The following is a 21,666-nucleotide window of genomic DNA, read 5'->3' as shown; positions in this document are numbered from 1 at the left end:
TGGGAGCAAATGATTCAAGTTTTTCGCCGCCCCGACCGCCCCCCTGCTCCCGCCGACCGCCCCCACGCTCCCGCCGCTCGGGCGGAGCCAAGTTCGCAGCCCCGCCGCGTTCTGCTGCTCTCGGGATCGATGGAGGGAGGGGGGAGCGAACGCCAAACCCTGCTGCTGCTCGAACACCTCGACCGTCGGCGATTCGCTCCGGAGCTGTACCTCACGTACCGTCGCGGCGAGTTGCTCTCCGAAGTTCCCGCCGATGTCCCGGTGCATGCCTTCGACGATACCGAGCCGGAGTTGAAGCTGAACTGGCCGGGGCGGAAGCACCGGCGGATGGTCCGTCACCTGCGAACGCTGATCGGCCAACGGGGAATCGACGTCGTCTACGATCGCACTTTTCATATGACGCTGGTCGCCGGTCCAGCGACTCGAGGACTCGTCGGTCGCGTATCCACCATCGTCAGTCCGCCCGACCGCGATCTGACCCGCAACGAACCCCGCTTTCTGGCCGCCAAGCGTCGACGGCTGGCGGCGGCCTACCGGCAGTCGCGCATCGTGCTCGCGGTCAGCGAGGCGGTGCGGCGTGCGGCGATCGAGTTTTACGATTTGCCGCCCGACGCGGTCGAGACGCTGCGGAATCCTCTCGATCTGGCCGGGCTCCGCTGCCGCGCCGCGATCGACCCGGGAGTGCCTTTGGAGAGCGGGCAGATTCACGTCGCCTGCATCGGACGGATGACGTGGGAGAAGGGCCAGGACCTGCTGATCGAAGCCATGGCCCGCATCGACGCGCCACAGCTCATGCTCTGGCTGGTCGGCGACGGTCCGCTCCGTGGGGCTCTGGAACGCCAGGCGGCCGAGTTGGGAGTTGCCGATCGCGTCCGCTTCACCGGGCACCTGAAGGATGCCGTCGGTTTGCTCGCGCGGTGCGATCTGCTCGTCTGCCCCTCACGCTACGAAGGACTGCCAAACGTCGTGCTTGAGGCCTTTGGATTGGGCGTGCCGGTGATTGCCGCCGATGCCGGTGGGACCCGAGAACTCGTCCGCGATGCGGAGACCGGGCGGCTGGTCCCCGCCGGCGACGCCGGGGCGCTGTCGCGGGCGGTGGGTGAGTGGCTGGAGGCGCGGCGCGGTGGTGCGGTGCCTGCGGGACCGCTCGAGGCGGCTGCGGCGGAATTGGTCGAGCGCGAGTACAACTTGGTCAGCTATCTCGAACGCCTCCAGAACTGGTTGGAAGCCGTGGCCACGTGAAGCGGTCCACGGTTTGCTTTTCTTGCCTCGTCCAATCCAACCTTTTCTTTAGGAGACGCTTCAATGCGTAAGACTCTGTTTGCAGCTCTGGCAGCGCTGGCATTTGCCGCCAGTCCCGCGCTGGCTCAGCAAGACGATGTGGACGTCGAGGTCCAAACCGACCGGGCCCAAACCGATCGGGCCCAAACCGATCGGGCCCAAACCAATCGGGCCCGCGTGCAGGTCGAAAACCAGCGTGAAACCGATCGGGCGGAAGTGCGGCGCGAAGCCGCCCAGCCTGGCCAGCGGATGGTGGCTAAGGCGATGCGAGTGAGCCAATTGATGGATCTCGAAGTCCGCGACTTGGCCAACGAAGAACTCGGCGATGTCGAGGACATTGTGTTGGATCTGCAGACCGGAGAGGTGCGGTATGTTGCCTTGTCGGTCGGCGGTGTATTGGGTGTCGGTGATAAATTGTTCGCCGTTCCCTTCAAAGCTTTTCGGGTGCAGAACATCGATGATGAATGGGTGCTGACGCTGAACGCATCCAAACAAAAATTCGAAAACGCGCCTGGATTCTCGGACGAACAGTGGCCGAATTTTGCGGACGAGAACTGGCGCACGACGAATGATCGCTACTACAGCGAGCAAGGCGTCTCGGTCGAGCGAGGCGAACGGGCCGAACGCGAAGTCGAACGCGAAGTCGAACGGCTCGAGCCCAATGTCGACCTCAACGACTGAGTAGGGGCGAAGCTGTTCGCTTCCAATCCCATCAGCCGCCGGGCGCTAGCCCCCGGTTCTCAAAAAATGCCCTGAGAACCGGACCTTAGCGCGTGGCGGCTGATTCATTGAGCCGTAGGCGCTACCCTCGGGCCCAATCGGGTCCGGGCCTCGAGAAACGCCATTCCACAGTGGCGCTAATTCGCATGTTCGATCCATTCGGCATCGCAGCGGAACCCGCGGCTAGCGCCGTCGGCTCACATGCCTGTGGCTGATTCATACGCCTTGGAGCTTATTCGCAGCGGCCCGTCGGATGCCATCGTTGAATTTCGCAGAACTTTCGGTCTGGCTTAATTGTCTGCTTTTTGCGGTGACCGCCATCGGTGTGTGGTGGGCGGGATCGAAGCTAAGCATTTATGTCGATTTAATTGCCGAACGTACGGGGCTCGGGCGGGCGTTCGCCGGTGCGCTGCTGCTCGGTGGAGCGACCAGTCTTCCTGAAATCGCGACCACGGTGACCGCCTCGGCTTCCGGAGCCGCGACGTTGGCGGGGACGAATCTCGTGGGCGGGATCGCGATGCAGATTGTCGTGCTCGCGGTTCTCGATGCGGTCGTCCTTCGCCGCAAAGCGCTGACCTTTTTCTCTCCTCAAGCGGCGCTGCTGATGCAAGCCGCAATGCTGATTCAACTGCTCGGCTGGTTCATCGCCGCCAATTCCAGCGGGGAGTTTTTTACCTTCGCTCACATCGGCTTATGGCCGGTGCTGCTATTCGCTGCGTATCTCCTCGCCCTGTGGGTGATCTACCGTTATGAGGATCGCTCGCGATGGGAACCGGCGGGCGAAGTGGGCCAACCCCCCGAGTCGGCACGGGACCTGAAGGATGTGCACGATCAGGCTTATGCCGAGGTCTCCACGAAACAGGTGGGCATCTATTTTGGCATGGCGGCGCTGGTGGTATTAGGATGTGGCTATTTGGTTGCTCGGCTCGGGGAGACGCTGGCCGCCCAAACCGGCATCGGTCAAGGAATCGTCGGCGCTACGTTGGTAGCCTTGGTGACAAGCCTGCCAGAAGTCAGCACAACATGGTCGGCATTCCGCTTTGGTGCTTATAATATGGCCACCGCCAATATTTTGGGGACCAACTGCCTCACGCTGGCTCTCTTTCTGCCTGCGGACCTCGCCTACCGCAAGGGACCAATCATCGATGCGCTGGGGCCCTCGGCTAGCTTTCTGGCGGCCCTGGGAATCATGACCACGAGCATCTATCTGTGGGGAGTGTTGGAACGCCGCGATCGTACCGTCTTTGGAATGGGAATCGACTCCGCGGTCGTCCTCGTTCTGTATGTGGTAGGGCTGGTAATCTACGCGTCGATCTCACAGTCATAGTCGCCTTTCGCTCCCTCATAGTCGCCTTTCGCTCCGCGAAAGTAGCGCGAATATAGTCACCTTTCGCTCCGCGAAAGTAGCGAGCCAACACTACTTTCGCGGAGCGAAAGGCGACTATGGCGACTATGGCGACTGCGGTAGGTGGATGTAGGCTTGCGGCTCGAGCACCTGTTCCGGGTGTTCCTTCGCCAGAGCGAGAAACTCGTCAATGCAAGGAGGGCAGCAGAAGGTATAAGTCTCGCCGCCGATGATCCAACTGCACTCCGGCGAGGCTTCCGTTTCGGTGATCGGGCAGATGGGGGTGCCAGGCTTGGGGGCGCGGTTGTGGTTGGCTCGGAAGCCGGCGTATTTCTCCGCAGCCGTCATGCGTCCGTTGGCGACGATATCCGCCTCGGTGTAAAGTCCCTCCGCGGTCAGGTAGAGCTCACGGGCTTCGTCGATCCCTCGCGGTGCAGGCATCGCGGGCTCGGCAGTGGCCGCCGGCGAATCGAAACGCACCGCAAACCGCTCTCCGCCGATCCGCAGGGCGGGGATGGTCGCCGAGAACGGCTTGCCGCGGACCGCCTCGGGCAATTCTCCGAGGAACCGGGAAGTCATCTCGGCAGAATCGCTGGGGAGCGGCTCGGCTTGGAGAATCATCACAAAAGACTCGCTTGAGCCCTGCGGCTGGACGTAGGCGGTCAGCACCTGTTGGGGCACTTCTTGGATCTTCGTTTCGTCCGCCCCGAGCGTGAACAGAACCAACGCACCTCCCGATTGCAGCACCGCTTCGGTGTGGTATTGATCGTCCCCAAGCGAGCTGATCACGCCCCCGGCGGACCCGCTGCGGTGGTCGTGCTCGGCGGCCTCCTCGCCAGTCGTCGCGGCGACAGAACCTGTGGGGCCAGTAGCTGCGGGGCCAGGAGCTGTGGGAGGTGCGTCCGCCGAGGGGGGGGCGGCGTAGCGGCTGCAGGAGCTGGCGACCACCCCGAGTGCGATCGCGAGCGAGCTGGCGACAAGCGCGGCGGAGAAGCGTGAGCGGAAGGTTGACACGGAGGTTCCTTGGAAGCGGGAGCGGGCTAGGCCGTCCTAGTGCAATCGAGATGCCGTTCTCACCTGCCCGCCAGCGGCACGCGGCTTGCTGTCCCCATCAGCGAAGGGGCGGCTGGATGAGGGTCGGGCAGCGACAAAACGTTTCCCGCCGGGGGAAACAGGCACGCGCGAAAATCGCCGAGCGTAACAATCGTCGCGCGTGAAAATCGGCAACGAGCGCGGAACAGCAGAAAGGGGAGTGGCATGGAGCGGCGGACCGTACTGGGGATTTTGGTCCAATTGGGCTCGGCGGCGGTGGCTTTGGTTGTCGGTATTCCGGCGCTGATCACGGCGCTTTCCCCGGCGTCGGCGCGCCGACGCGGTCCGGCCTGGCGGAGCCTCGGGCCGATCGAGCAGTTCCCGGTTGGGGAGGTTCGGTCAGCGGTGATCGGGCGGCCTGCGGCGGAGCACACTGCCGAGGGGCGGTCTGGTGCAGAGCGGGCCGCGGAGGGGCGGGCCACTGCGGGGCGGGCCACTGCGGAGCGGGCCACTGCGAAGGGGGCAAGCGGGGCAGCGGTGGCCCAGTCGGTGTACGTCTGGCGGCGGTCGGCGGAGGAGGTCGTCGTGTTCTCGCGGAGCTGTACCGACCTTGGATGTCCGGTCACCTGGGACCCGGGGAGCCACTGTTTCTTGTGCCCCTGTCACGGGGGGATCTTTGCCAAGGACGGCGAACGGATGGCGGGGCCTCCCGACCGGCCGCTGTACCGCTATGCCAACCGGGTCCGCGACGGGCGGCTCGAGATCGATTTGTCGTCCGTTCCCCCGATGGTTTGAATTGCCGCTGCGGCGGACCTCTCGCGCACCGCACAGAAAGGGACTCCTCCATGGCGTCAGGACCAATCGCCTGGCTCGCCCGACGATCGCGGCTGAAGTCGGCGTGGCATTGGGTTCGCGACCGGTTCCAGCTACGCGAGATTTGGCAGCATGTATTGGATCGCCGCGTTGCAAAGGGATCTTGGTATTTTGGAGATGGGGCGACGCTCTTTCTCCTCTTTATCGTGCTGGTCGTGACCGGTGCCGCGATGACGCTCAGCTACTCGTCGGCATCCGATGAGGCCTACGACAGCGTACGGCAGATCACCTATGGGCAGCCGCTTGGTTGGTTCGTCCGTGGGCTGCACTACTGGTCTGCCGGTTTGATGGTGGTGATGTTGTTCTTTCACCTCTTTCGGCAGATTCTGCTTGGCGGATACAAGTCGCCTCGCGAGGGAAGTTGGCTGTTCGGCGTCTTCTTGTTTTTCGGCGTGATGATCATGTCCCTATTGGGATACATCCTCCGCTGGGATGAGCGAGGAATCTATGCCCTCCGCGTGGCGCTGAACATCTTCTACCGCGTTCCCTGGATCGGCGAAGAACTGGTGCTGTTGGTCCAAGGGGGACCGGAAATTGGTTCCGAGACGCTCAGCCGCATCTATGCGGTGCATGTGATCATTGGGCCATTACTGCTCACGTCGCTGATTGCTTATCACCTCTATCTGGTCGTCCGGCACAGCATCACATCTCCGACCGAACGCGAGCGGCCTGTGGAAACGGCTAGCGAGCAACGCGCGGTGTATGAACGCGACGCGCTTTCGAAGGAGCGCGGTGAGATCTTCTATCCCGATACCGTCGCCAAGTCGGGGTTGATGGGAGCAATATTTTTGGCGCTTGGGATCGGGTTGACCTTCGCGCTCGGCGGTGGACGGCTTTATCCCGAAGCGAACCTGGCCGAACCGTCGTACCCGATGGAGGAATGGTGGTGGTCGTGGTTCAGCGCGCTGGCCGCACTGCTTCCGCCTTGGCTGGCTTCGTATTTCTATGTCGGTTTTCCCCTCCTGCTGTTCGTGGTCTTGATCCTGTTGCCGTTCATCGACCGCGGGCCGCACCGCGGGATGCGCAATCGGCCGATCGCCGTCGTCCTAGTCAGCGCCTGCGTCATCGCCTTGCTCGGACTCAGCTCGCTCCGGATCCGCTCGGCCTGGACCGCCTGGCCGCAGCCGACGCCACCGCCGGTTCCAGAGGGGATGGTGTTGCCGCCGGAGGCCGAGCAGGGGCGGCAGTTGTTCGCCCGCTATGGCTGCAACAGCTGCCACGCGATCGACGGACACGGACCCGGTGTCGGGCCCGATCTGGCGGATCTGCGAGAGACGCTCTCTTACGCCGAGATGCGGAGCTACATCCTCCAGCCGCCTCCGGGCGTCGCCATGCCGCCCTACGAAGATCGGCTCTCCGAGGAGGAGCTCGATCGACTCGTCGATTTCGTCATGGTCGTCCAGACGGCGAGGCAGCAGTAGTGCCGAATCTAACGCCCACCGCAGCCGCTCCCCAGCGTCGCCTCGCGCCGCCAAGTCTCTGTCAGAGACCACGCGCAACACCCTCCCCCCGGGAGGGTCGCGAGGAACGAGCGGGGAGGGCCATCCGCAGCGTCAAACGACGAGCGAAGGGGATCTCAATTGGCCCTCCCCGGGCCTTAGAGCCCGACCCTCCCGAGGGGAGGGTAATGTTGAAGAGCAGCTTGCTGGCAGAGTCGAGCCTTCCTCGGCCGAGACCGGTTCGACGCAGGTCCCTTCAGCTCGTGCCCTGGGCTGGCGTGGCGCTGCTTTTGTCGGGATGCCAGGGGGACCGCGTGCAGTCGTCGCTGCATCCCGCCGGTCCCGCCGCGGAGGCGGTGGCCCAGCTGTGGTGGGTGCTGCTGACGATTCTCGGGCTCTATACGCTGGCCGTGTTCGTGCTGACGGCGCTGGCGATTTTCCGCCGCAATCCTCTCGGTCGCCGGGCACGCTACCAGGGGCGGGCGTTCATCCTGGTCGGCGGCGTGATTCTTCCGGCAGTGATCCTCGTTCCCCTGCTGATTTATTCGCTGACCACGACCGTTGCCCTGCACCAGCCCGATACCGGGCTCACCATCCGCGTCGTCGGCCATCGCTGGTGGTGGGAGATCGAGTATCCCGGGCAGGGAATCGTGACGGCCAACGAAATCTATATTCCGGTCGGCGAACCGGTCCAGCTCGAGCTCACTTCGGCCGACGTGATCCATAGTTTTTGGGTGCCGCAGCTGCACGGAAAACGGGATCTGCTGCCTGGCCAGACCAGTGCGTTCTGGATCGAAGCGGAGCGCGCGGGAGTGTTCCGCGGCCAGTGCGCGGAGTTCTGCGGACTGCAGCACGCTCACATGGCGCTGACGGTCGAAGCGCTACCGCCCGAAGAATTCGCCGCCTGGATTGCCGGACAACAACGCCCGGGCGACGCCCCAGCGGACAGCGAGTTGGCGGATAGCGAGTTAGCGGACAGCGAGGTAGCGGACAGCGAGTTAGCGGACAGCGAGTTAGCGGACAGCGAGTTGGGGGACAGCGAAGTCGCCGACCGCTACGCCTCGCCTCGCGTCGCGGCTGGCCGTAGCGCCTTCTTCCGCCACGGCTGTGCCGCGTGTCACGCCATCGCGGGGACTCGCGCGGTGGGGCAAGCTGGGCCGGACCTGACCTACATCGGCAGCCGACCAACGCTAGGTGCGGCGACGATTCCTAATACGCGAAAAAATTTGCTGGCATGGGTAGCCAACCCGCAAGCGATCAAACCTGGGGTGAATATGCCCCCAACGCATGCTCCGGCCGAGGAGATCGAAGCGATCGTGAGTTATCTGCAAAGCCTGCAGTATGAAAGGGAAGAGGAGTGAAGGACGTCAAAGAGGCATCCGAGCAACTCCACCAGATTTGGCGCAAGCCCTCTGGGTTTTGGGGTTGGTTTTCGGTGGTGAACAACCGCCTGCTTGGCGTTCGCTTCATGGTCACCGCCTTTGCATTCTTTTTGATCGGAGGAGTGCTGGCGCTGTTGATGCGGATCCAGCTGACGGTACCGGAAAACACCTTCCTCAGCCCGCAGACCTACAACGAGCTGTTCACCATGCACGGCTCGACGATGATGTTTTTGTTTGCGGTGCCGATGCTGGAAGGGCTGGCGGTTTATTTTCTTCCGATCATGCTCGGATCACGCGATCTGGCGTTTCCTCGACTCTCCGCATTCGGCTACTGGACCTATCTGTTTGGCGGGCTCGTATTCTACGCGAGTTTTTTTGTCGGTGATGTTCCCAATGCGGGCTGGTTCGCTTATACGCCGCTGTCGGCCAGTCGGTATTCGGGGATGGGGATGGATTTTTGGGCGCTGGGGCTGAGCCTGGTCGAACTTTCGGGGATCGTAGCGGCAGTCGAGATCGTCGTGACCGTGCTCAAGTTTCGCGCTCCCGGAATGACGCTGGGGCGGATGCCGATCTTTGCGTGGACCATGTTGGCGGTCGGCGTGATGAGCCTGTTCGCATTCACAACGCTGCTGGTGGCGACGTTACTGCTGGAGCTGGACCGCACGGCGGGAACGCAATTCTTCAATCCCAACCGGGGCGGCAGCAATCTGCTGTGGCAGCATCTATTCTGGTTCTTTGGGCATCCGGAAGTGTATATCATCTTCCTGCCCGCAACCGGAATCGTCTCGACCATCGTGGGCACCTATTCGCGACGGCTTCTCGGTTACACGATCATCACCGTTGCAATTCTAGTGACAGCGTTTGTCAGCTTCGGGCTGTGGGCGCACCACATGTATACGACGGGACTGCCCGAGCTTTCACTCAGCTTCTTTGCGGCCGCAAGTTTGATGATCGCTTTGGCCAGCGGTGCTCAGGTCTTCGCCTGGATCGCTTCGCTTTGGGGACGACGCCCCTCGCTCGAGCCGCCGCTGATGTTCATCCTGGGGTTTTTGGTGATCTTCGTCATGGGGGGCATGACCGGCGTGATGATTGCCATCGTGCCGTTCGACTGGCAAGTCCATGACACCTACTTCATCGTCGCTCACTTCCATTATGTGTTGATCGGTGGTGCCGTCTTTCCGTTAATGGGTGGGCTGTACTATTGGATTCCGAAGATCACCGGCCGGATGCTCAATCCTCTGCTGGGGCATGCGAGCTTCTGGGCCGCTTTCGTGGGTTTTCATGCGACCTTCTTCCCCATGCATCTCATGGGGTTTTGGGGCATGCCACGCCGCGTTTATACGTTTCCCGAGAGCTTGGGTATCGAGGGGCACAACGTGTTGGCAACCATCGGTGCCTTTGTCTTTGGATTCGCTTTTCTAATCTTCCTGTTCGACTTGCTCGTAAGTCTGCTCGTGGGTGAGCGTGCCGGAGAAAATCCCTGGAATGGCGACACGCTCGAGTGGAGCATCAGCTCGCCACCTCCCTCGTACATGTTTTTGGCACCGCCGGTCGTCCGCGGGCGGCATCCCTGCTGGCACCGTGAGCCCAAGGGGAGCGAGGGCGATTTGGCGGAGCGGGCGAGCGAGGTGTTGTGGGGCCAGCCGACCGCGTGGCGGGGAAACCTGATCACCGAAGCGGTCAACGCGACCCCGCAGGGCATCCAGTATTTGCCGGGACCGAGCTACAGGCCGCTGCTGGTCTCGCTGGGGCTGTTGATCGCATTCCTAGCGGTGCTCACCAAACTTTTTTTGGTGACGCTGGTCGCGGCCGTGTTCGCTTTAGGGGTGCTCGCCAAGTGGCTGTGGCCCGATCGCCACGTGATCGCGATGCTCCGGTCGAGCGAGTTGGGACGCCGCGAGGGGCTGCCCATTCTCGTTACCGGAAGTCGCTCGACCGTCTGGTGGGGAACGATCTGCCTCCTGACGATCCTCGCCACCGCGCTTGCCGCCCTGACCTATGCCTATTTCTACATCCGGCTGTACGCGTCAGAGTGGCCGCAGACAGGGCTCGACCCCCCTGCCCTGCTCGGCCCGGCGATCACTTACGGGACGCTGCTGGTGAGTGGGGCGGGACTTTTTTGGGCGAACCGGGCGTTCCGAGGGGGCAAGGCCAACGCGATTCAGTTCGCGTTCACGCTGGTGGTACTCAGTGGTGCTGCGTTCTTAGCGCTCGCGGTGTACGGACTCGTGCAGTTGCCGTTCTCCCATCGCGACCATGCCTATGGGTCTTTGTTTTACCTGCATTCGATCTTCATCAGCCTACTGACGCTCGCCGGTCTCGCTTTGGTGGGGAGTGCTCAAATCCGAGTCTGGAGCGAACATGAAGATCGCGAGGGGTCGATGAAGTTGCAGATGCAGGTCACGTCGCTGCTGTGGTACTTCGTGGTCGTCGCCGGCGTCTGTACTTTTACGACGTTGTATCTCTCACCATACGTTCTTTGATCCTTGTGGAGAATTCACCCGTGGATGCGTCGCCGGTGGGGGAAAATCGCGAATACATTCAGGTCCATCGGTTTCAGCTGTGGTTTTCGGTGCTCGGCGGTGCTGTGGCCTGGACGCTGCACTTGTTGTTGTCGTACGGAGTCGCAGAGTTTGGCTGCGTCAGTCCGTTTCGTACGATCGACTGGATAGGGCTTTCGGGAGTTGCTTGGCTGGAGATTCTAGTCACCCTCCTCACGCTGGCCGTGGCGGTCGCCTCCACGCTGATCGCGCTAAGGATCAAACGTCGTTTGCTCGGCGACGCTGCTGCCTCCAGTTCCGCGGCTAGCGACGGCCGCGTGTTTATGGCTCGCAGCGGCGTGATGGCTGGAGCGATCTTCGTGTTCATTATCGTGGTCGAGGCGCTGCCGATCTTGTATTTCCTGCGGGATTGCTGAGCGCGATGGGGGGCAGGATCGGGGTGAACGGCCGAGTATCCAAGCTGAGCCGGATCGGTTCGCTTGCCATCGTGGCGGGCGGGGGTGGCGTCGCCGAGGCGCATCCAAGTGGCTACCGAGCTGGGGATGCATGGTGGCAGGCGTGGCACGTCGACGGCTTGGTCGTGTTCGTTCTGGGGCTACTCGCCGCATGGTTCGGCACGGGGTTGTATCGGCTGTGGCGGCGTGCGGGAGTGGGACGCGGGATACCTGTATGGCGTGCGGCCGCCCTGGCCGCGGGGCTCGCCGCGGTCTGTCTCGCCCTCCTGTCGCCGCTCGACGTGCTCAGCGACGATCTCTCGTGGGTCCATATGACGCAGCACATGGTCCTGATGGCGGTCGCCGCTCCACTGATGGTGCTCGGCGCTCCCGGGTTGGCAGCCGTTTGGGCTCTGCCCCGCCGCTGGCGATCGCTCGTCGGCGATTGGCCGCAGTGGAATCGTGTGGCCGGCGAGCTGTGGAGGGCATCATGGAATCCATGGTGGATTTGGCTGCTGCACGCGGTGGTGCTTTGGGGCTGGCATCTGCCGGTGCTGTACCAGTGGGCGCTCGTCGATCCGCTGGTCCATGACATTGAACATCTCTCCTTCTTTCTGACGGCTTGTCTCTTTTGGCGGATTGCGATCGACCACCGCCGCCATCTGCGGCTTAATCCCGGCTTGGGAGTGCTGTATCTGTTTACAACCTCCTTGCATGCAATGGTGTTGGGTATCTTTATGACGCTCGCACCCCAGCATTGGTATCCGATCTACGAAGGCCGGACGGAGCTGTGGAATCTAAGTCCACTCGAAGACCAGCAATTGGCTGGCGCGATCATGTGGATGCCGGCCTGCGCGGTGTATATCGTGGTCGCAGCAGGATTGTTTGCAAGTTGGATTCAGGGACTGGAGCGAGCGGGGCGTTACGAAACAGTGTGTTAAATCAGCCGCCACGCGCTAGCGTCCGGTTATCCCCGCATTTTTTGGAAACCGGGGGCTAGCGCCCGGCGGCTGATGAATAATTCTCGTTAGCCGCGGGTACTGCAGTGGAAAACCGGGTGCCGCGAGGCCCGAGGCTAGCGCCTACGGCTCACACTGGCCGGACGCGGGCCACGCTCGACTGATCATTTTGTTGCCGGGCGATGCCTGGTGCTCTACGCTGTGAGCCGCCTGAACGGATCCAACTTTGGCGGATCCGTATTTGGCAGTTCCGTATTTGGCAGTTCCGTATTTGGCAGATCTGAGTCCGACTGATCCGAGCTCCACCGAGAGAGGTGCCGCGTGACCCGTTGCTTGCTCACCGCGTCGATCATCTTGGCTACGATCGTTCCTCTGCCGCTGGCCGCGGTGCGTGGAGCGGACCCGCCGCCGCTTCGCACCCTCGACAGTCACTTTCCCTTCACGCCCCCGGAGTCGCTTGACGCGTGGAAAGAGCGGGCGGCGGAGGTGCGGCAGCGAATTCGGGTCGCCTGTGGAATCTGGCCGATGCCCACGGTCTCCGATGCGGAGCCGTGGATCGGCGAGGAGCGGGTGTTTGCCGCCACGCAGGAAGCACCCGGCTATTCGGTCGCGCCGATCACGATCGAGAGTTTGCACGGCTTGCATGTGACCGGCAGTTTGTATCGACCTTATCCGCCGCGTGCCGAACCGGGGCCGGGGATTCTCTGTCCGCACGGCCACTGGCCTGAGGGACGGTTCCATGATGCCGGGGAGCCGGCGGCGCGCAATCAGATTGCCAGCGGTGCTGAGCGGTACATGGCCGCGGCTCGTTCCCCAATTCAGGCCCGCTGCGTGCAGCTGGCGCGAATGGGCTGCACCGTGTTGCTCTATGACATGCTGGGTTATGCCGACAGCAGTCAGATCTCCTTTGAGCGGGCCCACCGCTACGCTCGCCAGTCGGCCGAGGAGAATCAGCCCACCGAGGCCGGATGGTTGCTCTATAGCCCACTCGCCGAAGGGCATCTGCAATCGTCGATGGCATTGCAAACGATTCACTCGCTGACGGCGCTCGAGGTGCTAAGAAAGCTTCCGCAGGTGGACGCCGAGCGGATCGCGATCACCGGAGCCAGCGGCGGCGGCACGCAGAGCTTCATCGCGGCGGCGATCGACGAGCGGATTGCTGCCGCTTTCCCGGCCGTCATGGTCAGCACCGGCATGCAGGGAGGCTGCACCTGCGAGAATGCTTGCCTGCTCCGGGATGGGACCGGCAACGTGGAGATTGCAGCGGCGATCGCTCCTCGTCCGTTGGGGCTGACCGCCGCGGACGATTGGACGCGGACGATGCCGGAGGATGGGTTTCCGGAACTCAAGCAACTCTATGGACTGTGGAACGCCGGGGACGCTGTCGCGCTCCACCCGGCGGTGCACTACGGCCACAACTACAACCATGTCAGTCGCACGGCGATGTATGGCTTTATCAACAAAGCTTTTGAGCTGGGGTTGGAGATGCCGGTGCTCGAATCTGACTTCGAGCGGCTCGGCGAAGCGGAGCTGACGGTCTGGAGCGAATCGCATCCACGGCCCGAGGGGGGCACCGACTTCGAACGTCGCTTGCTGCGAAAGTGGGCCGAGCAAACCGAGCAACCATTGCGAGCGGCGGTTGAAGCGGCGGAAAACGATGGGGGCCAGCAATTTGACGAAACGGTTGCGGCGGGCTGGAAAGTGGTTCTTGGTCCTCCACCGGCTGAGGTCTCGATTAGCGAAGAGGCCACCGCGGAGACGCGCGAAGCGGGGATGATCCGAGGCCACGGCGAAGCAATCTTTGGCGACGGCCGCCGCGTCGCGGTGCATGGACTCCGCTCCGATGCCGAGCCTCGGGGAGTGCTGCTGGTCGCCCACCCTGGTGGCGCGGCGCTGCTCAGTTCCAATGGCTCCGACGCGGCGGATGCGGCCGAGGGTCAAGCGGAGGATGAAGCGGAAGCCGCCGCGAGGGAAGGGATTGCGGCCGCGGTCGCTGCCGGCTGGGCGGTGGTCGTGGCGGAGCTGGAAGGGAGCGGCGAAGAGCGTCAACCGCTGGTCCGCGAAGATCGGTTGGCTGCGGCTTACACGTATGGGTACAACGCGCCGCTGGTGGTTCGCCAAGCCCGCCAACTCGTTGCGGCAGCCGCAGGGATCCAGCAGTACGCCGAGCGGCAGGCGGGGGCCGAAGCGGCGGCTGGACTGCCGATCCGCCTGGTCGGCTGTGACGGGCTCGCTCCCGCAGCGGCGATTGCCCGAGCGCTGGCTCCCGAGCGGTTCGCCGGCTGTGTTCTGGAGACGAACGGTTTTCGCTTTGCCAGCACGCCGGCGATCGATCACTCGCAGTTTCTTCCCGGCGCGGTGCGCTACCTGGATCTTCCCGGGCTGCTGGCCTTGTCCGCCGAGGGCTCACTGACGGTTCTCGGTGAGCGGCCGGAGAGTCTGCAGGTGACCGAGCGAATCTTCGATGCTCGTGGCAAGGCTGCTGGGAGTCGCCAACCAACGCTGAAGATCCTGGCCGAGAGCGATGCGGGACGGCTCTGGAAAGAAGCGATCGAGCAGTGAGTGGATTGAGCCGCCAAGAACCGGAGTCGCAACCGATGCCTGAGAAGAACCGTCAGATTCGCCTAGCCGCCCGCCCCCAAGGGGAACCGACGGCCGACGATTTTGAGTTGGTCGAATGTGAAGTGCCCAGCTGCGGTTCAGGGCAGATGCTGCTTCGCACGATCTATCTCTCCCTCGACCCGTACATGCGGGGCCGGATGAATGCGGGCGAGTCGTACGCGCCGCCGCTCGAGATCGGGCAGGTGATGGAAGGCGGGGCGGTGGGCGAAGTCGTCGAGTCGAAGCTTCGGGGATTCGCAGCGGGCGATATCGTCATCGCTCCGCTCGGTTGGCAGGAGTATGCAATTTCCGATGGCAGCGGCGTCGAAAAATTCGATCCCAAGCTGGGGCCGATTTCTTACGGGCTCGGTGTACTGGGGATGCCGGGGCTGACCGCCTACACCGGACTATTGACGATCGGCCAGCCGCGGCCGGCCGAGACGCTCGTCGTCGCCGCTGCTTCGGGCGCGGTCGGCTCGGTGGTGGGGCAGATCGCTCGGATCAAAGGCTGCCGCGTGATCGGGATCGCAGGTGGAGCCGAGAAATGCCGGTTCGTCAAAGAGGAACTCGGCTTCGATGACTGCCTGGACCATCGTGCGGAAGGGTTGGAAGAGCGATTGCGGGAGGTCTGTCCGACGGGAATCGATGTCTATTTTGAGAATGTCGGTGGAGCCGTTTTTGACGCGGTACTCCCGCTGCTGAATCGGTTTGCCCGCATCCCGGTGTGCGGGTTGATCGCTCACTACAACGCGACCGGATTGCCGGAAGGGCCCGATCGGCTGCCGTTATTGATGCACGCGATTCTCAGCAAGCGGCTCGCCTTCCGCGGGTTTATCGTCAGCGATTTTGCCGATCAAACGCCGCAGTTCCGCGCGGACGTCAGCGGCTGGCTGCAGGAGGGCCGAATCAAATACCGCGAGGATATCACCGACGGTTTGGAAAACGCTCCGGGCGAGCTGATCGGGCTGCTTCGAGGCGAAAACTTTGGCAAGAAAATTATCCGCGTCGGCCACGATCCCACCGCCCACACCGCCCACACCGCCCACACCGCCGATTAGCTGCCGTTGGTCTGAACGGTTTTCAGCAGCTCGCCGAGCCGGGCGACAACTTCGGGATGATCGTCATACAAGTTGGTCGTCTCCGAGGGATCCGATTCCAAATGGTAGAGCTGGCCAAGCGGACCGCCCTCGGTTTCCGGGTCCAGCTCCCGCGGAACGGTAAACCCGCCGGAGCCTCGGCTGGGAATCAACTTCCAGGGACCCTGACGAATCGCGAACTCGCCCCACAGGGAATGGTGGATCGAAAATTCTCGCACCGGCTCGTCAGGCTCGGACTCGAGCAGCGCCGGCAAAATGTTACGGCTGTCGGGACCGGCTCCCGGTGGCAGCTCGACTCCCACGATGGCCGCGGCGGTGGCAATTAGATCGGTCAGCTCCACGAGCTGCTCACTCACGGCACCGGCGGGTGTGTGTCCCGGCCAGCGAACGATAAACGGAACGCGGTGCCCACCTTCCCAGATGTCGGCCTTCGTGCCGCGCAGATGAGCGTTACTCTGATGCTCGAATTCGCGGATGTACGCGGCCCGCCCACGAATCTTATAATGGGCGACGTCATCGGTTTCTTGGGCTTGCCAGTAGTGATAGAGACCTCCGTTGTCGGAGGTGAAGATCACCAGAGTATTGTCGGCCAGCCCCGTGCGGTCGAGCGTCTCGAGCATCGCTCCCAAGAACGCATCGGTTTCGACCACAAAATCTCCATACTCTCCCGCCTCGCTTTTGCCACGATATTCTGCATTGGTGACGACCGGCAGGTGCGGCGAAGTGAGCGCGGTGTAGAGGAAGAAAGGCTGATTGGGATGGCTGGCCACGTGCTGCTCGATGAAGCCGATCGCTTCACCTGCCAGTCGCGGCATCACGCCGTGGATAGTGAAATCGGGTGACCGCACTCCTTCGTCGACCGCCATGAAATTCGCGTCGCGCATTCTCGGCTGAGGCAATACCGGGAGCCGGTGCGGCCGGTCATTCTCGAGATAGCAAAAAGGGGACATGTTCAGCGAAGCGGAGATTCCAAAGTAGCGGTCAAAGCCGACCGCGGTCGGACCACCCGCGAGCGGCACCGTGTAATCGACTTCCAGGCCACCGCGAGGCGGTCCGCGGCGATCGGTGGGCACCGCGGGAACCGGTTCCCCGTCGCAGTCGGTCCACTGCATCCCCAGGTGCCACTTGCCGATGCAGGCCGTGGCGTAGCCCTGCTCGCGAAGCAGCGAAGCCACCGTCACCCGATCGGGCTCGATCAGCGGCGGATCGAAACCGTCGAGCACGCGCTCGGTGAGCCGCGTCCGCCAGCAGTAGCGTCCGGTGAGCAACCCGTACCGCGTGGGCGTGCAGACGGCCGACGGAGTGTGGGCATCGACGAATCGCATCCCTTCCTCGGCCAGTCGAGCCACATGCGGGGTGGGAATTTTCGACCGGGGATTGTTGCAAGAGACGTCGCCAAAGCCCAAGTCGTCGGCCAGCACCACCAGGATGTTGGGAAGCCGATTCGCGGTATTCGGTTCGTCGGCCATCCCCCGCTCGGAGAAGAACGACGCGAACGAAACGAACGCCAGTAGCAAAAGCAAAATTCTCATCATCGCTCCAAGGTGCGAGACGCGTAATAGGTCGTAGCAAGCTCGACCAACTCCGTGGGCTTGAATGTTCCCGTGAGTTGCAAGGTGGGAAGTTGAGCTCGCTCGGTAAATTTTGAATTGCTTTTCGTGACGATCAATATCCAGCGGTGCGAAGCGAATTGTTGCAGTTGATTTCGCTTCTCGTCGAGATACTCGGGTGTCCAATAACCCACCAGCTCGACATAGATCGGCGAATCGTCTCCCTCCCGGCGCAGCACGAAGTCAGGAGTAAAGACCTGCTGGCCGCGATGCAAGATCTCGCTCTCTCGCTCCAGTCGCCAGCCATCGGGAGTCGCTGCATGCCAACGCTCCACGATCTCCGCTTCGAGCGTCGAGTCGAACGGTTCGGGAGCAGCGAGCGGGCTTCGGAGTCGATCGTCGGGCGACAAGCGGAACTCAAGAAACTGATTGCGTGGGCCGGCGATGGTGGCTTGCAACTGCCAGCCTTGGCAGCTGAGTAGTTTCGGAATCATCCTTGCGAAACGAACGCCATACCTCGACGTATTTCGTAGCGCCGATGCAGGGCCATCGAAAATGAACCAGTAACGCCCGTCTTCAAGTCGGCGAATCTCATGCATGAGCCCGGCCAGCTTTGCGTGCCGCAGAATGGTCTTCATGTCTTCGCTGGCAGTCACCGTCATCCGCACCGCACGGTATAGCAAGGCCTGGGTTTGGGCCACATTATAAGCGGCCAACAGCTCCGCTGGTTGCCAATCGCTATCGAATGCTTGCAGACGCTGCAATTCGATCACATCGGCAAACAGGTTGGCCTCGATCTCCTGCCAAGATCGGCCGAGCTCTGCCGCGATCTCTCGGTGGGCTTGCTCGAGAGTGGATTCGAAGATGCCTTCGGGGCGAGTGACTAGCGGATGCCGATCGGCGGCGAGCGAGAAGACGCGGCGGCGAAGCTCCGCCGCGCTGCGGCCGGCGGAGGCAAAGCTGGAGGCATCGTCGAGCAGCTTGCAGAAGGCGGCGACGCGGCGAGGCGGACAGTCGTCAAATGCTTCGAGGACCCGCCCCACGCGGCGGTGAAGCTCGCCTCGTGGGCTGCCGACGCCGCGGCGGTAAATGGCCAGCAGCCGGGCTGCGGCGCGGAGGTAGCGCTCGTCTCGCTTGCGACTCAATCGGTCCGGGACCGCGAGCCGCCGCGCAAAGTCATACTCGACGATGCACTGCGCGCTAGTCAGCATCGCTTCGCCGTGTCGCTTTTCTTGAAGGCTGCGGTTCGTCGGCGGGTCCGGCTCCGCTGCACCTCCGCGGTATCGGCGGTGACGACCTCGTACAAAATCGCTTCGTCGCCGCGTCCTTTGCGCAGCACACGTCCGAGCCGCTGCGTCGCTTGCCGGCTGCTGGCCGATCCGCCGATCACGATCGCGACGTTGACCGCGGGCAAATCGACTCCCTCGTCCAGGACGCGGTTGGCAACCAAGGCGGGATAGCGGCCCTTGGCAAGCCCGCTCAGCAGGTCGGCACGCTCGCGCTTCCCGCAGTGGCTCAGCAGGCAGGGAATCAGGAACCGCATCGAGACGTCGCGGGCCATCGCGTTGGAGCCGACGAACACCAGCACCGGCTCGCCAGCGTGGAGCCGAAAGAGGTCTTCGAGCACCCGCAGCTTTTCGCTCGCCCGCTCTTCGATCCGCCGTTTCAGCCGATACGCACGTAGACAGCGGCGGGCTTCCGGATCGGTCGCGGTGAGCTTGAAGATTTGCTCCCAGCGGAATTTGGGGTCGAGTTCCCGGCGGTCCGCTACAAACCGCTGGACGTGCGCCGCGAGACTGCGGTAGCGATCCCGCATCTCCGCTTCCAAATGGACCGCGATCCGCTTGATGCGATAGTCCGCCAGCGTCTGACCGCGAGCGGCGGTGATCGCTTGGCTGTACACGGTCGGGCCGACCGACTCGCGGAGTTCCTGCAGCCGCTCGGGATCAGCCGGGGGAGTGGCGGTCAGTCCGAGACGCAGCGGTGCAGCCGACATCCGCGCTGCGTCGGTCCGCCATGCACCATGCAGATGATGCACCTCGTCGAAGATGATGAGCCCAAACCGGTTTCCCAACCGCGGCCCATGGATCGCCGCGCTGTCGTAAGTCGTCACGCTGATCGGGCTCACGCGATGCACCCCGTCGCCGATGATCCCAGCGTCGATGCCGGTCGCCGACAACAACCGCTGGTGCCACTGGTACATCAGGTCGCGGATCGGGGCGACGACGAGCGTGCTGGTCCCCGCGCGGATCATCAGCTCGATTGCCACTACCGTTTTGCCCGTTCCCGTGGGCATCACGATTACTCCCTGGCGGCCGCCGGCAACCCAAGCCTCGGTCGCTTGCAGCTGATCAGGGCGGAGCTGCAGGGCCTGCGGAGACTCCCGCCGCAGCGTCAAGTCGATCGCCGTCCACTGCGGCACCTCATCGCGGAACCCACTGGCAAGGCCCGCGTGAAGCCGCGCAACAACTTGCCGATAATGGACCGCATCAGTGCGAAAGCAATCGTCCCGGTCATCAAAAACCCACTCGGGCCCATCGTCCGCCTGCTCCGCCTTCCCCGCCACCTGGGGCTCGCCCGCTTCGCCAAAAATCCGCTGCACGGCCCGTGGCCGGAGCCCTCGCAGCCGCAACGTCCCCTCGTGGAAACTGAGGCAAACCGGGGCATCCTCGGGGCAAGGCGGGGCGGGAAACGCAGGCATCAGGAGGCGAAGGGATCGAGCGAAGGGAAAGAAAGGCAGTTTCTCCATCCTACCCGGGTTCCTCATCGTTGGCTCCTTCCTGCTGTCAGGATAAGAGCTGCTGCTCGAACGGAAGCGATGTGGAGATCCTGGCCGGGGAAACAACCACGAATGATACGAATCAAACGAATGGTGGCCACGGAAGGACACGAAAAAGCACGGAAAGGGAAGATCGCGGATAGCACGGAGAACGCGGATGAAAACGGAGAAGTCCAGAATCTGTGTTGTCTGCGCTATCCTTGGTTCAGCTCCCCACTTTTCCTTCGCGCTCTTCGTGCCCTTCGCGGCTATTCAATCGACAGGTTACGATTCGTAGAGGGCAAAAGCTAAAGCTCAGCCTGGAGTGCCAGACGCAGGAGCGAGTTCGGATTGATTCGACAGGCGGGAAACGCATGAGGACCGACAAAACGATTAACTGCCCCTCGTCCCGGGGCCGACGACAACTGGCGTTTCAGAGCTTGGAAGACATTCTCGGCGAGGGGGAGCGGCTCTCGCAGTCGCGTGTACAGACCGTGGGGAACTGGTCGCTCGGTCAGATTCTGGACCACTTGGCGACTTGGATGGAGTTCTCGATCGACGGCGTCCCGGCCCGCATCGCCTGGCCGCTGCGAGTCGTCCTGCGGCCGTTTCGCAAGCAGATCCTTCGCCGACCCGTGCCTGCCGGGTTTCGCTGGCCGGCGGACGCGGACCCGCGGCTCGTGCCGCAGGGGCCGGTGAGCGACAGCGAAGGGTTAGAACATCTGCGCCGCGCCATCGCACGCCTAAGAGCTGAGCCAACTCGAGCCCCCAGTCCCCTGCTCGGCAAGCTCACGCCAGAAGAATGGGAGCAGCTTCACCTGCGCCACGCCGAGCATCATCTGAGCTACGTCTTGCCGTCGGAGCCTAGCCCGGACTCCCACTAGCAATAGCCCGCTCACAAACAGCGCCTTGGAGAAAACGCCATGCATCGACTCGCCTCTCTCCTGGTTTGTGGGTTGTTGTTTGGGTGTAGCGGTTCCAGCACCGATGCGCCGATGCTTCGGATTGTCGTGGACGGGCCGGCTGGGGGTTCTCGCGGTCTTCACCGTGTGGAGCGAACCGGCGTGCTTTCGGAATCGGGAGAGCAGGACAGCCATGGAAATCGGTCGAGTCAACGCTGGATTGTCGACGAGATCACCGATCGAGCCATCTTGCTGACCATCGAGACAACGGGCTCGCCGGCGGGCGATTGCTCAAAGCAGGTGCGCGTTTCATACGACAAGCCGACAGTGGTGCGCCTCCCTGATGATTCCAAGCTGACCGCCGTGCTCGAGCGACAACCGTGAGTGTTGTCTTGATTTCAAAATCGCTAGCTCTGACGAAATCGATGCGCGCCCTTGTACGCCTGAGGATTCCGAAAGACGGAGGACCACGACAGACACGAAGAGCACGAAGGAAGGGTGGGGAATTGAACCGCAGATAGCTCGGATAACACGGATGTTTGACTTCTAGGTTTCCCCATCATCCGCGTTCTCCGTGCTATCCGCGGTCCTTCCCTTTCCGCGCGTGTAGGAAGGGTGGGGAGTCGAACCGCAGATAGCTCGGATAACACGGATGTTTGACTTCTAGATTTCCCCTTCATCCGCGTTCTCCCTGCTATCCGCGGTCCTTCCCTCTCCGTGCACGAAGGAAGGGTGGGGAATTGAACCGCAGATAGCTCGGATAACACAGATGTTTGGCTTCTAGATTTCCCC

The 21,666-nt window shown here is 62.8% G+C and carries 17 protein-coding genes; 13 read left to right on the top strand and 4 right to left on the bottom strand.

Annotated elements, in window-relative coordinates:
- The first annotated feature begins 9 nt into the window (after positions 1–9).
- From GNK13_RS10215 to GNK13_RS10205, 3 genes are all read left to right on the top strand, one after another.
- Positions 10–1,242: a glycosyltransferase gene (locus GNK13_RS10215; RefSeq protein ID WP_164102423.1), complete on the top strand. Its 1,233-nt coding sequence runs from the start codon at positions 10–12 to the stop codon at positions 1,240–1,242.
- 63 nt (positions 1,243–1,305) lie between these two features.
- Complete coding sequence (locus GNK13_RS10210; RefSeq protein WP_164102422.1) at positions 1,306–1,962, top strand: PRC-barrel domain-containing protein; 657 nt, start codon at positions 1,306–1,308, stop codon at positions 1,960–1,962.
- A gap of 301 nt (positions 1,963–2,263) precedes the next feature.
- A complete protein-coding gene (locus GNK13_RS10205; protein ID WP_235935020.1) occupies positions 2,264–3,328 on the top strand; it encodes a sodium:calcium antiporter in 1,065 nt (354 codons plus the stop codon).
- A 123-nt stretch (positions 3,329–3,451) separates the two neighbouring features.
- Here the strand turns inward: GNK13_RS10205 and GNK13_RS10200 are convergent, their stop codons facing one another.
- On the bottom strand, positions 3,452–4,360 hold the full coding sequence (locus tag GNK13_RS10200; protein WP_164102420.1) for a hypothetical protein: 909 nt from the start codon (positions 4,358–4,360) through the stop codon (positions 3,452–3,454).
- Positions 4,361–4,603: 243 nt separating this feature from the next.
- Between GNK13_RS10200 and GNK13_RS10195 the strand changes: the two genes are divergently transcribed.
- The 8 genes from GNK13_RS10195 to GNK13_RS10160 all read left to right on the top strand — a co-directional run bounded on the left by GNK13_RS10195 (position 4,604) and on the right by GNK13_RS10160 (position 15,625).
- Complete coding sequence (locus tag GNK13_RS10195; protein WP_164102419.1) at positions 4,604–5,173, top strand: QcrA and Rieske domain-containing protein; 570 nt, start codon at positions 4,604–4,606, stop codon at positions 5,171–5,173.
- 50 nt (positions 5,174–5,223) lie between these two features.
- Positions 5,224–6,672 (top strand): menaquinol-cytochrome c reductase cytochrome b/c subunit, encoded by a 1,449-nt coding sequence (locus GNK13_RS10190; RefSeq protein WP_164102418.1) that lies wholly within the window; start codon positions 5,224–5,226, stop codon positions 6,670–6,672.
- A gap of 296 nt (positions 6,673–6,968) precedes the next feature.
- Positions 6,969–8,051 (top strand): cytochrome c oxidase subunit II, encoded by a 1,083-nt coding sequence (gene coxB, locus GNK13_RS10185; protein WP_164102417.1) that lies wholly within the window; start codon positions 6,969–6,971, stop codon positions 8,049–8,051.
- A complete protein-coding gene (gene ctaD, locus GNK13_RS10180) occupies positions 8,048–10,555 on the top strand; it encodes a cytochrome c oxidase subunit I (protein ID WP_164102416.1) in 2,508 nt (835 codons plus the stop codon). Before coxB ends, ctaD begins: the two co-directional genes overlap by 4 nt.
- A 20-nt stretch (positions 10,556–10,575) precedes the next feature.
- The gene (locus GNK13_RS10175) at positions 10,576–10,989 is read left to right on the top strand and encodes a hypothetical protein (RefSeq protein ID WP_164102415.1); all 414 of its coding nucleotides are present in this window, start codon (positions 10,576–10,578) and stop codon (positions 10,987–10,989) included.
- Positions 10,990–11,012: 23 nt separating this feature from the next.
- Positions 11,013–11,948, top strand: coding sequence for a cytochrome c oxidase assembly protein (locus tag GNK13_RS10170; protein ID WP_164102414.1), 936 nt, complete (start codon positions 11,013–11,015; stop codon positions 11,946–11,948).
- Between the two features lie 339 nt (positions 11,949–12,287).
- The gene (locus GNK13_RS10165; RefSeq protein ID WP_164102413.1) at positions 12,288–14,528 is read left to right on the top strand and encodes an alpha/beta hydrolase family protein; all 2,241 of its coding nucleotides are present in this window, start codon (positions 12,288–12,290) and stop codon (positions 14,526–14,528) included.
- A 35-nt stretch (positions 14,529–14,563) separates the two neighbouring features.
- Complete coding sequence (locus GNK13_RS10160) at positions 14,564–15,625, top strand: NADP-dependent oxidoreductase (RefSeq protein ID WP_164102412.1); 1,062 nt, start codon at positions 14,564–14,566, stop codon at positions 15,623–15,625.
- Here the strand turns inward: GNK13_RS10160 and GNK13_RS10155 are convergent.
- The 3 genes from GNK13_RS10155 to GNK13_RS10145 are packed head-to-tail and all read right to left on the bottom strand — an operon-like array spanning position 15,622 to position 19,915.
- Positions 15,622–17,196 carry a sulfatase family protein gene (locus tag GNK13_RS10155; RefSeq protein WP_164102411.1) on the bottom strand — a complete coding sequence of 525 codons (1,575 nt, stop codon included), beginning with the start codon at positions 17,194–17,196 and terminating at the stop codon, positions 15,622–15,624. The genes GNK13_RS10160 and GNK13_RS10155 overlap by 4 nt on opposite strands.
- Positions 17,196–18,425 carry a DUF790 family protein gene (locus GNK13_RS10150; RefSeq protein WP_164102410.1) on the bottom strand — a complete coding sequence of 410 codons (1,230 nt, stop codon included), beginning with the start codon at positions 18,423–18,425 and terminating at the stop codon, positions 17,196–17,198. The genes GNK13_RS10155 and GNK13_RS10150 overlap by 1 nt, the downstream gene beginning before the upstream one ends.
- The gene (locus tag GNK13_RS10145) at positions 18,419–19,915 is read right to left on the bottom strand and encodes a DEAD/DEAH box helicase family protein (RefSeq protein WP_164102409.1); all 1,497 of its coding nucleotides are present in this window, start codon (positions 19,913–19,915) and stop codon (positions 18,419–18,421) included. The genes GNK13_RS10150 and GNK13_RS10145 overlap by 7 nt, the downstream gene beginning before the upstream one ends.
- A 431-nt stretch (positions 19,916–20,346) precedes the next feature.
- Here GNK13_RS10145 and GNK13_RS10140 point away from each other — a divergent pair, with 431 nt between their 5' ends.
- Together GNK13_RS10140 and GNK13_RS10135 are read left to right on the top strand one after the other, a co-directional pair.
- Positions 20,347–20,856: a DUF1569 domain-containing protein gene (locus tag GNK13_RS10140; protein ID WP_164102408.1), complete on the top strand. Its 510-nt coding sequence runs from the start codon at positions 20,347–20,349 to the stop codon at positions 20,854–20,856.
- Between the two features lie 180 nt (positions 20,857–21,036).
- Positions 21,037–21,258: a hypothetical protein gene (locus GNK13_RS10135; RefSeq protein ID WP_164102407.1), complete on the top strand. Its 222-nt coding sequence runs from the start codon at positions 21,037–21,039 to the stop codon at positions 21,256–21,258.
- Positions 21,259–21,666: the final 408 nt, after the last annotated feature.

This window comes from Candidatus Laterigemmans baculatus, assembly GCF_010367455.1.
Classification (GTDB): Bacteria; Planctomycetota; Planctomycetia; order Pirellulales; family Pirellulaceae; genus Laterigemmans; species Laterigemmans baculatus.
The sequence above is the reverse complement of the archived record's forward strand: the minus strand, read 5'-3'. Positions and strand labels throughout refer to the sequence as shown.

Excerpts from the sequence above, each read along its gene's own strand:
- GNK13_RS10195 (WP_164102419.1), top strand. The coding sequence starts at position 4,604 with ATGGAGCGGCGGACCGTACTGGGGATTTTGGTCCAATTGGGCTCGGCG.
- GNK13_RS10145 (WP_164102409.1), bottom strand. The coding sequence starts at position 19,915 with ATGCCTGCGTTTCCCGCCCCGCCTTGCCCCGAGGATGCCCCGGTTTGC.
- GNK13_RS10150 (WP_164102410.1), bottom strand. The coding sequence starts at position 18,425 with ATGCTGACTAGCGCGCAGTGCATCGTCGAGTATGACTTTGCGCGGCGG.
- GNK13_RS10140 (WP_164102408.1), top strand. The coding sequence starts at position 20,347 with ATGAGGACCGACAAAACGATTAACTGCCCCTCGTCCCGGGGCCGACGA.
- GNK13_RS10215 (WP_164102423.1), top strand. The coding sequence starts at position 10 with ATGATTCAAGTTTTTCGCCGCCCCGACCGCCCCCCTGCTCCCGCCGAC.
- GNK13_RS10210 (WP_164102422.1), top strand. The coding sequence starts at position 1,306 with ATGCGTAAGACTCTGTTTGCAGCTCTGGCAGCGCTGGCATTTGCCGCC.
- GNK13_RS10160 (WP_164102412.1), top strand. The coding sequence starts at position 14,564 with ATGCCTGAGAAGAACCGTCAGATTCGCCTAGCCGCCCGCCCCCAAGGG.
- GNK13_RS10155 (WP_164102411.1), bottom strand. The coding sequence starts at position 17,196 with ATGAGAATTTTGCTTTTGCTACTGGCGTTCGTTTCGTTCGCGTCGTTC.
- GNK13_RS10190 (WP_164102418.1), top strand. The coding sequence starts at position 5,224 with ATGGCGTCAGGACCAATCGCCTGGCTCGCCCGACGATCGCGGCTGAAG.